We start from the raw sequence: 13,372 nt of genomic DNA on the forward strand, positions 1-13,372 counted from the left end.
GCTTCCTTGTCTTGATTAACGTAATGTCGGGATCGCTTCCTGCAGCGGTTTGCCGTCCAGCTCGCGTTCAAAACTGCGCAGACGTTTGTAGATGGACATCAGTTCCACCAGAGTTGTCCACGAGCTGATCAGGTACTGGAACGAGCCGCGCACCTGGCCGAAGACGTTAGTAATTTGCGTCATCAGCCCGAGGGTAATCGTACCGGCAACGATCGACGGAAACAGCAGGAAAAGGCCGAAAACGTTATCCACCTGCAGATAGAGGATGCGGGCGATATTGAAATACATATAGTGGAAATAGAGACGGAAATAGTTGCGACGCACCGCGCGGAATAGCTCGCGCACCGTCGGCGGCGTGGCGCGAGTTTCATCGTCCTCGCCATAAACCAGCTCTTTACGATAGGCCGCTTCCACGCGCTGGTTTTTAAACTCCAGGCCCGGCAGCTTAATCCCCACCACCGCCAGCAGGCCGGTACCCATCAGCGACCAGACGATAGCGGCAATCACCAGGCCATACGGCAGATGGCCGACGATAGGCAGGTCGGGAACATGTTCGGAGAGCGTCACCAGCACCGGCAGGAAGGCGATCAGGGTCATCACCGCGTTGATAAAGCTCACGCCCATATCTTCGAGGGTGGAAGCAAAACGCATGGTATCTTCCTGCACACGCTGCGCGGCGCCTTCGATATGGCGCAGATGCTGCCAGTGGGCCATATAGTGCTCGTTCATCGCCGTGCGCCAGCGGAAGACGTAGTGGCTGACGAAGAAGTTGTTCATCACGCCAATAATCACCGCGATGATCGCGATGCCGAGAAAGACGCCGATTTCCTGATAAAACTGGTTGATGCTGACCTTATGCGGGGTGGCCAGCGCGCTCTGGATCAGGTCGTAGAACGGCGCATACCAGGCGTTGATCGCCACCCCGACTTCTACCAGAAACCAGGTGACGAAGATGATGAGCGAGGTGCCGAGAATCGACCAGTACTGCCAGCGGTGCGGGCAGTAGACAAACCAGAACAGCGCGAACACGCCGACGCAAAACAGATAGTAAGCGTAGAACACCAGATAGTTGAGCGACCAGAAGCGCGCCGCGCTGATCGCCACATTTTGCGATGCCCCGGTGACCCGCAGCAGCCAGTCGCCGCCGCCCGCCTGCCAAAAGATCACGGCCAGCAGCGACCAGATAAAGGCAGAAATAAAAAACGGCCCCGGTTTGGGGAAAAAAGATTTAAACATCATTGTCTCCTGCTAACTTCTTATCGTTCTGCTATTGCTGTGTACGACGCATACGTCGGCCGCCGCGTGGATGAGCCCTCGCGGGACAGACGAATGATAAGACCGGATATCAACAGCTTAGTTCTGCTGCCATGCGTGCAGAATTGTTTCTGTGGGTTTCACCTGTAAAGGATTGCCAGGAATGGTCAGCGTACGCCACACCTCATTGTAGTGGGCGATAAGCGTCGCGGCCTGCGCGGCGGGGCGGTCGGCGGTGGTGTGGGCATCTTCCGCGATAACAATACCGTACCCGCGGCTGGCGCCATTTTTAATGGTGGTATCGAGGCAGTAGTCGGTGGCGCAACCGCAGATGACGAACTGCTGAATGTCGTGTTCGTCCAACACCTGCGCCAGCGAGGTGTGATAGAAGGCATCGCAGGCGGTTTTGGTGACATACAGCGCGCCAGCCGGCTGCTCCAGCTCAGGAAGCAGGGCGAAGCCTTCGCTGCCGGCTTCGAGGCCGCCGGCTTCATCATGCTGAATGAAAATAACCTTGTCCGCCGCGCGCACCAGACGATTAATTTGCGCGACGCAGCGCTCGCGCGCCAGACGCGGCGTGGCGAACACGCCGTTTTGCATATCCACGACCATCACTACCCGTTGAGCCGTCATTGTTCTCTCCCATGAACCTTCAGCCAAACGGTCATCATACGCGCCGGCGAAAAAAGCCGGTATCCGAAAGCGTAAAAAAGTCTTTTTTACGCACCGTTACCTTTTTCCTGCAGGAATGTCGTGAATCCCGCTTTGTTCTGCGCCACTTCGTAGTATAAATACCCTCTTCTTTTTATTTATTTAATGGATGATCTCCGTTGAAACGTAGTTTGCTCATTTTTGCTGCGCTGTGCGCGGCGTCGTGGACCTCGGTGCAGGCCGCACAGCCTACCGTTGACCCGGTTTTCGCCTCGGATGTGGTCGATCGTTACGCCAATCATATCTACTACGGCAGCGGCGCCACCGGCATGGCGCTGGTGGTTATCGATGGCAATCAGCGTGTTTTTCGCAGCTTTGGCGAAACCCGCCCGGGGAATAATCAGCACCCGCAGCTCGACTCGGTGATCCGTATCGCCTCCCTCAGCAAACTGATGACCAGCGAGATGCTGGTGAAGCTGCTCGACCAGGGGGTGGTGAAACTCAACGATCCGCTGAGTAAATACGCCCCGCCGGGCGCCCGGGTGCCTGACTGGCAGGGAAAACCAATCACCCTGGTTAACCTCGCGACCCATACCAGCGCCCTGCCGCGCGAGCAGCCTGGCGGCGCCGCTCATCGTCCGGTGTTTGTCTGGCCGACCCGCCAGCAGCGCTGGAACTGGCTCTCTACCGCGACCCTGAAGACCGCGCCGGGCTCGCAGGCGGCCTACTCCAACCTGGCCTTCGATTTACTGGCGGACGCGCTCTCCACCGCCGCCGGCAAACCGTATCCGCAGCTGTTTGAAGAGCAGATCACCCGGCCGCTGGGGATGAAGGACACCACCTTTACCCCGTCACCGGATCAGTGCCAGCGGCTGATGATCCCGGAAAAAGGCGCCAGCCCATGCAACAACACCCTGGCGGCGATCGGCAGCGGCGGAGTCTACTCGACGCCGGGGGATATGATGCGCTGGATGCAGCAGTTCCTGTCATCCGATTTCTATACCCGCAGCCAGCAGGCCGACCGGATGCAGACGCTGATTTATCAGCGTAACCAGCTGACCCGGGTGATTGGTATGGACGTGCCGGGCCGCGCAGACGCGCTGGGCCTCGGCTGGGTGTATATGAAGCCGAAGAACGGCCATCCGGGGATTATTCAGAAAACCGGCGGCGGCGGCGGGTTTATCACCTATATGGCGATGAATCCGCAGGCTAACGTTGGCGCCTTTGTGGTGGTAACCCGCTCGCCGTTAACCCGCTTCAACAATATGAGCGATGGCATCAACGACCTGGTCAGCGAGTTGAGCGGCGCACAGCCCAACATGCAGACGGCCAGCCAGTAAGCCCGGGGAAGGTTTCGCCGATGCGCCATAACGATCGTTTTGGCGAAACATCCCGCTGCCATTTCAGTTACACTATCGTCTTTCATTTCACAAAATCAGGCAAACCATGACAGATTTAATCACTCGCCCCCGCCGCCTGCGTCAATCCGCTGCGCTGCGCGCCCTGTTTGAAGAGACAACACTGAGTTTGAACGACCTGGTGTTGCCGATCTTTGTTGAAGAAGAAATTGATGATTACAAAGCGATAGAGGCCATGCCCGGCGTGATGCGCATTCCGGAAAAATATCTGGCGCGCGAGATCGAACGCATCGCCAACGCCGGGATCCGCTCGGTGATGACCTTTGGTATTTCTCATCACACCGATGCCACCGGCAGCGATACCTGGAATGAAAATGGTCTGGTGGCGCGTATGTCGCGGATTTGTAAGTCCACGGTGCCGGAGATGATCGTCATGTCCGATACCTGCTTCTGCGAATATACCTCCCACGGCCACTGCGGCGTGCTGTGCGACCACGGGGTGGATAACGACGCGACCCTGGAAAACCTCGGCAAACAGGCCGTTGTCGCCGCCGCCGCGGGGGCGGATTTCATCGCTCCTTCCGCCGCGATGGACGGTCAGGTGCAGGCGATTCGCCGCTCGCTGGACGCCGCCGGCTTCACCAATACGGCGATCATGTCCTACTCGACCAAGTTCGCTTCTTCCTTCTACGGTCCGTTCCGCGAAGCGGCCGGTACCGCGCTGAAGGGCGATCGGAAAACCTATCAGATGAGCCCGATGAATCGCCGGGAGGCCATTCGCGAGTCGCTGCTCGATGAAGCCCAGGGCGCCGACTGCCTGATGGTGAAACCGGCTGGCGCCTACCTGGATATACTGCGCGATATCCGCGAACGCAGCGATCTGCCGCTCGGCGCCTATCAGGTCAGCGGTGAGTACGCGATGATCAAATTTGCTGCCCAGGCGGGCGCTATCGATGAAGAGAAAGTGGTTCTGGAAAGCCTCGGCGCTATCAAACGCGCAGGCGCCGACCTGATCTTCAGCTATTTCGCCCTCGATCTGGCCGAGAAAAAGATCCTCCGTTAAACCCGCCCCTCCCCGGTGGCGCTGCGCTTACCGGGGCTACCAAACCTCATCTCCGGTGCGCTGTATTTATCGCGACCACCACACCGTAGCCCGGATAAGGCGCTTGCGCCGCTATCCGGGGACAGGCGCTAACCAATATCTGTAGCTAAAACTTTGCGCGCCGCTTTCCACCTTCTGCGCCTTCTCCTTGGCGTACCGGATTTCGCCTTCTAACGTGTTAAACCACATCATAAATACCGAATTCCAGGAGATCCTGTGGTGGCTTATCGACGTTATTACATTAAGGGGGGAACCTGGTTCTTCACTGTTAACCTTAAAGACCGTAGAAGCATGCACCTAACTGAAAACATAGAATTATTGCGCTACTCTGTCGCCGTTGTTAAACAACATCGCCCCTTTATTATTGATGCCTGGGTGGTGTTGCCTGAACATCTGCATTGCATCTGGACACTACCTCATAATGATGACGATTTTTCTTCACGCTGGAGAGATATCAAAGGCTGTTTTAGCAGAACGTTAAAACGACAACCCCTCTGGCAACCGCGCTTCTGGGAGCATGCCATACGCGATGAAGATGATTACCGCCGACACGTTGATTACATCCATATCAATCCACTTAAGCATGGCTGGGTCACCCGGGTGATCGATTGGCCATTTTCAACCTTTCATCGCGATGTCCAGCGCGGGCTATATCCCCCAAATTGGGCTGGCGATAGCTTTGATCTTAGCTGCGGTGAACGCCGATAGCCTCTCCCCGGTGGCGCTGACGCTTACCGGGGCTACAAATCGGCGCCAACCGTAGCCCGGATAAGGCGCTTGCGCCGCTATCCGGGGAACCTCGCTTGCTGCGACCGAAACTTCACCCAACTGTAATCTGAACGACATCTCCACCTTCTACTGTCTGGGCAGGACGGAGGAGGAGCCACTATGTTTAGTCTCGACAACGTACTCGATGACCTGTGGCCTCAGGCGAGGCCCGCCCCCTGGCAAAAGAAACTGTTAAAAAAGCTGTTTCATGAGGAAGAGTTTCAACAATTTGCCGATCGTCATCGCCACCTGAAGGGGCTTGATACGGTCGAACAGGTGCTGGAATACCTCAATATCCGCTGCGCCATCCCGGCGCACGATCTCGAACAAATCCCCGAATATGGCCCGCTGGTCATTATCGCCAACCACCCCACCGGCACCCTCGACGGCCTGGCGCTCCTGTATGCGGTATCCCGCGTGCGCCGCGATGTCAAAGTGGTCACCAACCGCATGCTCACCCACCTTGAGCCCCTGAGCTCGCTGTTTATCCCGGTAGATAATATTCATGGCCGCACCGCTAAAGCGGCGCTGCAGCAGATGGACCAGCAGCTGCAGGCCGGCGGGGTGCTGATCTTCTTCCCGGCGGGGGAAGTCTCCCGCCTCACCCGTCGCGGCATCCGCGATAAAAAATGGCACTCCGGCTTTATTAAGCTGGCGGCAAAATACCGTGCCCCGCTGCTGCCGGCGTGGATTAACGCCCGCAACAGCGCCCTGTTTTACGCCAGCACGCTGATATCAGACAACCTGCCGCTGCTCCTGCTGATGCAGCAGATGTTTCGCCGGCGCAACAGCAGCCTGCCGGTGCGTATCGGCCAGCAGATCCCCTGGTCGAACTGGTTCGATGCCCAGTCCAGCGCTCGCGAGCTTACCGGCCGCTGCTATCAGCACCTTGAACAGCTGCGCAAAGGGCTGCCGGGGCGGTTTAAAACCGAAAGCGCTATCGCCCGTCCGGAAGACCGGGCGCTGCTCAAACGCGAACTGCACAAGGCCGAATGCCTGGGCCGCACCGCCGATGGTAAAGTGATTTACCTCTGGCAGCGCAACGGCCAGGAGGACGCGCCGCTGCTGCGCGAGCTGGGACGCCTGCGGGAAATCGCCTTCCGCGCGGTCGGGGAAGGCAGCGGCAAACGGCGGGATATCGACGGGTATGACGACGACTATCTGCATCTGATCCTGTGGGATGAAGAAGACCTCGAGATCGTCGGCGCTTACCGCTTTATGCCGACGGCCATCCAGCTGGCAAAGCGCGGCCTGGAGGGGATCTACAGTTACAGTCTGTTCCATTACGACGGGCGGATGGACGATGTCCTGCAGCACGGCATTGAGCTGGGGCGCAGCTTTATCCAGCCGCGCTACTGGGGGCGTCGCGGGCTGGACTACCTGTGGTCCGGCATCGGCGCTTATCTGGCGCGCTATCCGCACTATCGCTATCTGTTTGGTCCGGTGTCGATTTCTGGCGGATTGCCGCCCGCCGCCCGCGATCTGCTGGTGGCATTCTACCGGATGTGGTTCCCGGCGACGCATCCGCTGGCGGAGTCGCGTCGCCCTTATCCGGCGTCGCTGCCCGACGTGCTGGCGCAGTTTGGCGGGGAGGATTACAGCGACGACCTGGCCCGGCTGAAGTCCCTGCTCGGCAACCTCGGCTGCGCGATCCCCCCGCTGTATAAGCAGTACTCGGAAGTGTGCGAGCCGGGCGGCGTGCAGTTTATCGATTTCGGCAGCGACCCGGATTTCAACAACTGCGTGGATGGTCTGGTGCTGGTGGATTTGACCTATCTGAAAGCGAACCGCTATCAGCGCTATATTGGCGCGCATCTGGGTGCGCAAAAATCGGCATAAACGCTTTTTCCCGGCTTGCGGCGCGTTGCGCCTTAGCCGGGCTACCGTTTCCGACGGATCGGTAGCCCGGAAAAGGCGCGTCAGGCGCCGCCTCCGGAAAGCAGCGGGCAATGTTCTCCGCGGCTCGCGGCTGATGCCTTAACCGGCTACAAGCCTTACCCCGCCCGGTAATACGGCTTATCGCCGAGGATCGTCGCCCGGTGCATGATCCGCCGCTGCGGCAGATAGTCGGCGTTGGCGTAATGCTGCGTCACCCGGTTATCCCAGATAGCGACATCGTTCGGCTGCCAGCGCCAGCGCACCTGAAACTCCGGTTTAGTGACATGAGCAAACAGGAAGTTCAGCAGCGCTGCGCTCTCTTTCTCACTCACCTCGACAATTCGCGTGGTAAAGCCTTCATTAACGAACAGCGCCTGCTTGCCGGTCACCGGGTGGGTACGCACCACCGGGTGCAGCAGCGGCGGATGCTTCGCCACCGCTTCCTGCCAGCGCCGATGCTCGGCTTCGGTCTTGTTGTACTTATACTCCTGGAACGATTTGCGGAAATCGTGTTCGGCATGCAGGCCGCTCAGCAGCTGCCGGAAAGGTTCTGACAGCGCTTCCCAGGCGGCGATGCCGCTGGTCCACAGGGTGTCCCCGCCGGTCGTCGGCAGCTCTTTCGCCGCCAGAATGGCGCCGGCGGGCGGCGTGTCGATAAAGGTGACATCGGTATGCCAGTTGTCATTATCCGGCGGATTATCGTTGTGGGTATCGAGGACGATAATCTCCTCCACCCCTGGGGCGTGAGGGTAGACCGGATGGATATGCAGGTCGCCAAAACGCAGCGCCAGGTCGCGCTGTTGCGCCGGGGTGATATTCTGCTCGCGCAGGAATACCACCTGATGACGCAGCACCGCGTGATACAGCTGTTCAAACTGGTTGTCGCTCAGCGGACGGGTTAAATCCGCCCCGCTCACCTGCGCGCCAATATAGGGCCCCAGCGGGGTAATGCTCAGACGTTCACTCATTGTACTTCTCCATGCCAGGGCGTCAGGCGCCGCTGCAGCGCGCGCAGACCCAGTTCCAGTAAAAAGGCGATAATGGCAATCACCGCGATCCCCGCCAGCACCACATCGGTGGCGAGAAACTCGCCGGCAGACTGCACCATAAATCCTAATCCGCGGGTGGCGGCGATCAGCTCAGCGGCCACCAGCGTTGACCAGCCCACCCCGAGACCAATGCGCAGTCCGGTGAGGATCTCCGGCAGCGCGCCGGGCAGGATCACCAGCCACAGCACCTGCGCCCGGCTGGCGCCAAGCGAACGGGCAGCGCGAATCCGCACCTGCTGCGCGCTTTTTACCCCTGCCAGCGCCGACATGGCTACCGGCGCGAAAATCGCCAGGTAGATCAGCAGGATCTTCGAGGTTTCACCGATGCCAAACCAGATCACCATCAGCGGTAAGTAGGCCAGCGGCGGCACCGGACGATAGAGTTCGATCAGCGGGTCGAGGATCCCGCGCACCGTCGAGTTGAGCCCCATGGCGATCCCCACCGGTACGCCAATAAGCACTGCCGCCAGCAGGGCGATAACGATCCGCGTCAGGCTCGCCGCCAGGTGCTGCCAGAGCGTCGCATCCATAAAGCCCTGCGGCCCGGCGATGGTGATAAGCTTCTGCAGCACCTGGCCTGGCGGCGGCAGAAACAGCGGGTTAATCAGCTGCAGCGCCGCGACCGCCCACCAGACGGCCAGCAATACCGCCAGGGTCGCCACGCTGAGGGTGAGCTGGCGGGAGAGCGGCCAGCGCCACTTCAGCGTCGACTGACGCGGTTTGTCGTTCAGTACCACGCTCATGAGAAAGCCTCCCGTTGGTCAAACACCCGGCTCAGAATGTATTCCCGCTGTTCAATAAAGCGCGGGTCGGATTTGATGCTGCGGCAGGATTCGCCCGCGACAAAGCGACGGCTGAAATCAAGTCGCAGCCTCTCCACCACCCGTCCCGGCCCCGGCGACAGCAGCACCAGCTCGGTCGCCATGAAGATGGCCTCTTCAATATCATGGGTGATCAGCAGCACCTGTTTGCCGGTCTCATGCCACAGTTTCAGCAGCAGCGTCTGCATCTGCTCGCGGGTAAAGGCGTCAAGCGCGCCGAAGGGCTCATCCAGCAGCAACAGCTGCGGATTCGCCGCCAGCGCCCGGGCGATGCCCACCCGCTGGCGTTGACCGCCGGACAGTTGCCAGATAAAGCGCTTTTCCGCCCCTTCGAGCCCCACCTTCTTCAGCATCTGCGCCGCCGCTTGCCGGCGCTGCGCTTTATCCACGCCCGCCAACTGGAGGCCCAGCGCCACGTTATCCTGCACATTGCGCCACGGCAGCAGACCTTCATTCTGGAAGACCACCCCGCGCTCTGCGCCCGGCCCGGTCACCTGCTGACCTTCGAGGGTGATGCTGCCGTGCTGATAGGGCACGAATCCGGCAATCAGGTTCAGCAGGGTAGTTTTACCGCAGCCCGAAGGCCCCAGCACCACCAACAGCTCCCCACTCTCCAGCGTCAGGTTGATATCCGCCAGCGCCGGTTTACCGCCGTAGTCGGCGGAAAGATGCGAGATTTGCAGCATCGCCGCCTCCTTTACTTCACAAAGCGGTCAGTAACGTACTGACGATAATCGGTTCCCGCCGCAGGCACTTTGCCCTGCTCTTTCAGGAAGCGCGCGGTATCGACGATGGCCTGATTGACCGGCCCGTTCAGCGCCTGCGCCTGCTCAGCGGCGGTGAGATAGGTATTGCCCTTCACCAGCCCGGGGACATCGGCTTCCGGCACGCCGCTCAGGCGCGCCAGCTTGCTGATGTTGTCCGGCTGTTTCAGCCATGCCTCCGGGTTGGCGATGTAGGGTTGCTGGGCGTCGATGGCGCTTTTAGCAAACGCTTTGACGATCTCCGGATGCTGCTCGGCGAAGTCCTTACGGACCACCCAGACGTCAAGGGTCGGCGCGCCCCACTCCCCAACCTGAGAAGAATCGGTCAGCACCTTGCCCTCTTTTTCCAGTTCGTTAACCGCTGGCGCCCAGACGTAAGCGCCATCGATATCCCCGCGCTGCCAGGCGGCGATAATCGCCGGCGGCTGCAGGTTAATAATCTGTACCTGGCCCGGCTTGATGCCCCAGTGTTTGAGCGCCGACAGCAGGCTGTAGTGGGTGGTGGAGATAAACGGCACGGCGATGCGCTTGCCGATCAGATCTTCCGGTTTGGTAATGCTTTTCTTCACCACCAGCGCTTCGGAGTTGCCGAGCTTTGAGGCAAGCAGGAACACTTCAATCGGCACCTGCTGGCTGGCGGCCACCGCCAACGGGCTGGAGCCAATATTACCGATCTGCACATCGCCGGAGGCCAGGGCGCGTACCACGCTGGCGCCGCTGTCAAATTTCCGCCAGTCGACGGTCGCCCCGCTGGTTTTGGCGAAGGTGTTGTCCGCCTGGGCGACTTTCGCCGGCTCAGCGGAGGTTTGATACGCCACGGTAACGTTGACCGCCTGCGCCTGGAAGGCGGCGACAGCCAGCGCCGCCAGAAGAGTAATTCGCGATGTGAATGCCATAATGTCTGCTTCCCCTGAGTTGTTATAGGTGCAGTATTTCCGGCATCAGGATGGAGATGAAGTAATTAAAAATTCTGGCTAATAGCGAATCGTTTTTAGAACAAAAGCGGGAAAGGATAGTTGGTTTTGTGCGGTGAGTTAGTGGCAGATGGTTGGCGCCGGGCGGCGGCTACGCCTTACCCAGCATCCGGTTCGCGCAATATGTAGGCCGGGTAAGCGCAGCGCCACCCGGCAAAAATTTAGCGCTTCGCGTTAAGCGCGGCGATGTCCTTCGGCGTGGTGCGGCAGCAGCCGCCGATCAGCTTCGCCCCGGCGGCCAGCCACTGCGGCAGATAATCCGCCAGGCTGGCGCAGGCTTCGCCATGATGGTGCCAGGTCTTGCTCACCGCATCATAATGTTCGCCGGAGTTAGGATAGACCACCAGCGGCAGGGCCGTCAGGCTGTGCAGATGCGCCAGCGCCGCGGGCGTATTTTCCAGGGCGATACAGTTGATCCCCACCGCCACCACCTGCGGATTATCCGCCAGGGCGGCCATCACCTCGCGCAGCGGCGTGCCGTCGCTGAGATGTTCGGCGTCGCGCAGCGTGAAGGAGTACCAGGCGCGGGCGCGGGGATACTCCTGCAGCAGGGCCGCCAGGGCCTGGATCTCAGCGAATGACGGCAGGGTTTCACAGGCCAGCAGGTCGGCGCCGGCATCCAGCAGCGCTTCGACGCGCGGGCGGTGGAAGGCCTGGAACTCTGCCGCGCTGCGCTGATAATCGCCGCGATACTCCGAGCCGTCGGCGAGAAACGCGCCATACGGCCCCACCGAACCGGCCACCAGCAGCGTACCGGCCTGCGGGTTCTCGGCGAGGTACGCCTCGCGCGCTTTGCGCGCCAGCTCGACGCTTTTGCCGATTAGCGCCCGGGACTGCGCCTCATCCAGCCCGCGCGCGGCAAAGCCCGCCGGAGTGGCCTGATAGCTGGCGGTGATCGCCACCTGCGCCCCGGCGCGAAAGTAGTCGAGATGCACATCGCGGATCAGCTGCGGGTTCTCCAGCAGCACTTTCGCCGACCACAGGCTGTCGGCCAGATCGCAGCCGCGGGCCTCCAGCTCGGTGGCCATGGCGCCGTCCAGCAGCACGAAAGGCTGGGCGGCAAGCAGGGCGGTAAACGGATTAGTCTGCGACATGTTGGGGCTCCTGAGTCATATTCCGTGAACGAGTAAGATACCAGGCACCATAGCACAGGGCCACAAAGGGGATCCCGCACCACAGCGCAATTCTCTGGCTCGGGTCAAAAGCGAGGCCCACGCAGGCCACCAGGCACAGCACAAAGCCCAGAACGGGCACTACCGGATACCAGGGAGCGCGATACTGCAGATCGCTCAGCGCCTTACCCTGCTGCAGATGGCGGCGGCGGAACATAAAGTGCGAGGCGCAGATGCTCAACCACACCGCCACCACCGCAAAACCGGAGATCGCCGACAGCGCGACAAACACCGTATCTGGCGCCACCACGCTGGAGAACAGCGCCAGCACGCCGCCCAGCATACTCACCGACAGGGCGGTCACCGGCACGCCCCGTTTATTGACTTTGGCAAAGCAGGCCGGCAGCGTCTTCTCGTTCGACAGCGACCACAGCATCCGCCCGGAAGCGTACAGGCCGGAGTTAGCCGCCGACAGGATCGCCGTCAGGATCACGAAGTTGAACATGTCCGCCGCATAAGGGATGCCCACCTTCTCAAACACCAGCACGAAGGGGCTTTTCTCCACTCCCGCCTGCTGCATCGGGATCAGCGCCGCCAGCACAAACACGGTGCCGATAAAGAAAATAATCAGCCGGGCGATGGTGGTGCGGATGGCAACCGGAATAACCTTATGCGGGTTTTCCGTCTCTCCGGCGGCAATGCCGATAAGCTCCGTCCCGGAGAAGGCGAAGTTCACCGCCACCATGGTCATCAGGATCGGCAGGCCGCCGTGCGGGAACCAGCCTTCGGCGGTGATATTGCGCAGGCCCGGCGCCGGGGAGCCATCCTGCATCGGAATGATGCCGAAAATGGCCGCGCCGCCGAGAATAATAAACGCGACGATGGTGATCACTTTCACCAGCGAGAACCAGAACTCGCCTTCGGCGAAGAAGCGCGTCGAAATGATGTTAAGGCCGAAGATCACTGCGCAGAACACCACGCACCAGATCCAGACCGGCACCTGCGGGAACCAGTACTGCATGCAGAATCCCGCCGCGGTGAAGCTCGACCCCAGCGCCACCGTCCACGTTAGCCAGTAGAGCCACGCCACGGTATAGCCCGTCGCCGGGCCAAGATAGCGCGCCGCGTAAACGTGGAAGGCGCCGGTCTCTGGCATCGCCACCGACAGTTCGCCAAGGCACTGCATCACCAGCCAGACCACCAGGGCGCCAATCAGATACGCCAGCAGCGTCCCGGCCGCGCCGGTGGTGGAGATGATATAGCCGGTATTAAAGAATAAGCCGGTGCCAATCACGCCGCCGAGCGACAGCATGATCAGATGGCGCGTTTTCATGGTGCGCTTCAGCTGCCCACCTTGTTGTTGTGTTGTGCTTTGCATTTTATTTTCTCACGCCAGCCCGCTTGCCCGGGTCATGATGCGTATAAACGTATAGACATCTAAACATCCAAAAGAAGAAGTGTTATACCGTGCCGCCGCTGAAAAAGCAAAGCCGCTGCACCAGGGCGCGCGCCGACAGCGTGCAGCCTGCCCCATTTTTGCGCAGCGCCAGCGGGCGCGCCACGGACTGACGCCTTATCGCGGCAGACAACGTTCTGGCACTCTCTTTGCAGCCTGTCGTTCAGCACCTTTCTATCTGGCGA

Annotated in this window: 13 protein-coding genes; 4 read left to right on the forward strand and 9 right to left on the reverse strand. The window is 60.3% G+C overall.

From position 1 onward, the window contains the following. Positions 1–15: 15 nt before the first annotated feature. Both sbmA and OHJ17_RS19940 read right to left on the reverse strand, forming a co-directional pair. Positions 16–1,236, reverse strand: a complete 1,221-nt coding sequence (sbmA, locus tag OHJ17_RS19935) for a peptide antibiotic transporter SbmA (protein ID WP_002890204.1) — start codon at positions 1,234–1,236, stop codon at positions 16–18. 117 nt (positions 1,237–1,353) lie between these two features. After that, entirely contained in the window at positions 1,354–1,866 is a 513-nt protein-coding gene (locus OHJ17_RS19940; RefSeq protein WP_072143249.1) for an isochorismatase family protein, read from the reverse strand. Positions 1,867–2,084: 218 nt separating this feature from the next. On the opposite strand from OHJ17_RS19940, the gene ampH reads away from it, so the two are divergent. The 4 genes from ampH to OHJ17_RS19960 all read left to right on the forward strand — a co-directional run bounded on the left by ampH (position 2,085) and on the right by OHJ17_RS19960 (position 6,972). Beyond that, positions 2,085–3,245, forward strand: coding sequence for a D-alanyl-D-alanine-carboxypeptidase/endopeptidase AmpH (gene ampH, locus OHJ17_RS19945; protein ID WP_004178722.1), 1,161 nt, complete (start codon positions 2,085–2,087; stop codon positions 3,243–3,245). A gap of 106 nt (positions 3,246–3,351) precedes the next feature. Continuing rightward, positions 3,352–4,326 carry a porphobilinogen synthase gene (hemB, locus tag OHJ17_RS19950; protein ID WP_002890201.1) on the forward strand — a complete coding sequence of 325 codons (975 nt, stop codon included), beginning with the start codon at positions 3,352–3,354 and terminating at the stop codon, positions 4,324–4,326. A 255-nt stretch (positions 4,327–4,581) separates the two neighbouring features. Continuing rightward, positions 4,582–5,073: an REP-associated tyrosine transposase gene (locus tag OHJ17_RS19955; RefSeq protein ID WP_004178721.1), complete on the forward strand. Its 492-nt coding sequence runs from the start codon at positions 4,582–4,584 to the stop codon at positions 5,071–5,073. A 180-nt stretch (positions 5,074–5,253) separates the two neighbouring features. Continuing rightward, the gene (locus OHJ17_RS19960) at positions 5,254–6,972 is read left to right on the forward strand and encodes a bifunctional ornithine lipid synthase OlsF (protein ID WP_032432648.1); all 1,719 of its coding nucleotides are present in this window, start codon (positions 5,254–5,256) and stop codon (positions 6,970–6,972) included. Positions 6,973–7,127: 155 nt separating this feature from the next. On the opposite strand, the gene tauD is transcribed toward OHJ17_RS19960, so the two are convergent. The 7 genes from tauD to OHJ17_RS19995 all read right to left on the reverse strand — a co-directional run bounded on the left by tauD (position 7,128) and on the right by OHJ17_RS19995 (position 13,320). Next, positions 7,128–7,979 (reverse strand): taurine dioxygenase, encoded by an 852-nt coding sequence (gene tauD, locus OHJ17_RS19965; protein ID WP_004147277.1) that lies wholly within the window; start codon positions 7,977–7,979, stop codon positions 7,128–7,130. Then, complete coding sequence (gene tauC, locus OHJ17_RS19970; protein WP_004215304.1) at positions 7,976–8,803, reverse strand: taurine ABC transporter permease TauC; 828 nt, start codon at positions 8,801–8,803, stop codon at positions 7,976–7,978. Before tauC ends, tauD begins: the two co-directional genes overlap by 4 nt. Then, complete coding sequence (gene tauB, locus OHJ17_RS19975) at positions 8,800–9,567, reverse strand: taurine ABC transporter ATP-binding subunit (RefSeq protein ID WP_004183141.1); 768 nt, start codon at positions 9,565–9,567, stop codon at positions 8,800–8,802. The genes tauC and tauB overlap by 4 nt, the downstream gene beginning before the upstream one ends. Before the next feature lie 11 nt (positions 9,568–9,578). Continuing rightward, positions 9,579–10,541 (reverse strand): taurine ABC transporter substrate-binding protein, encoded by a 963-nt coding sequence (gene tauA, locus OHJ17_RS19980; RefSeq protein WP_002890192.1) that lies wholly within the window; start codon positions 10,539–10,541, stop codon positions 9,579–9,581. Between the two features lie 239 nt (positions 10,542–10,780). Continuing rightward, a complete protein-coding gene (gene mmuM, locus OHJ17_RS19985; RefSeq protein WP_004144601.1) occupies positions 10,781–11,713 on the reverse strand; it encodes a homocysteine S-methyltransferase in 933 nt (310 codons plus the stop codon). Then, complete coding sequence (mmuP, locus tag OHJ17_RS19990; RefSeq protein ID WP_002890161.1) at positions 11,700–13,109, reverse strand: S-methylmethionine permease; 1,410 nt, start codon at positions 13,107–13,109, stop codon at positions 11,700–11,702. Before mmuP ends, mmuM begins: the two co-directional genes overlap by 14 nt. An 82-nt stretch (positions 13,110–13,191) precedes the next feature. Beyond that, a complete protein-coding gene (locus tag OHJ17_RS19995) occupies positions 13,192–13,320 on the reverse strand; it encodes a hypothetical protein (RefSeq protein ID WP_012737473.1) in 129 nt (42 codons plus the stop codon). Between the last annotated feature and the right edge of the window lie 52 nt (positions 13,321–13,372).

It is taken from the genome of Klebsiella sp. KP20-425-1, assembly GCF_025813515.1.
Taxonomy (GTDB): domain Bacteria; phylum Pseudomonadota; class Gammaproteobacteria; order Enterobacterales; family Enterobacteriaceae; genus Klebsiella; species Klebsiella pneumoniae.

Coding starts and splice junctions, on each gene's coding strand:
- sbmA (WP_002890204.1), bottom strand. CDS start 1,236: ATGTTTAAATCTTTTTTCCCCAAACCGGGGCCGTTTTTTATTTCTGCC.
- OHJ17_RS19940 (WP_072143249.1), bottom strand. CDS start 1,866: ATGGTCGTGGATATGCAAAACGGCGTGTTCGCCACGCCGCGTCTGGCG.
- hemB (WP_002890201.1), top strand. CDS start 3,352: ATGACAGATTTAATCACTCGCCCCCGCCGCCTGCGTCAATCCGCTGCG.
- OHJ17_RS19960 (WP_032432648.1), top strand. CDS start 5,254: ATGTTTAGTCTCGACAACGTACTCGATGACCTGTGGCCTCAGGCGAGG.
- tauD (WP_004147277.1), bottom strand. CDS start 7,979: ATGAGTGAACGTCTGAGCATTACCCCGCTGGGGCCCTATATTGGCGCG.
- tauC (WP_004215304.1), bottom strand. CDS start 8,803: ATGAGCGTGGTACTGAACGACAAACCGCGTCAGTCGACGCTGAAGTGG.
- tauB (WP_004183141.1), bottom strand. CDS start 9,567: ATGCTGCAAATCTCGCATCTTTCCGCCGACTACGGCGGTAAACCGGCG.
- tauA (WP_002890192.1), bottom strand. CDS start 10,541: ATGGCATTCACATCGCGAATTACTCTTCTGGCGGCGCTGGCTGTCGCC.
- mmuM (WP_004144601.1), bottom strand. CDS start 11,713: ATGTCGCAGACTAATCCGTTTACCGCCCTGCTTGCCGCCCAGCCTTTC.
- mmuP (WP_002890161.1), bottom strand. CDS start 13,109: ATGCAAAGCACAACACAACAACAAGGTGGGCAGCTGAAGCGCACCATG.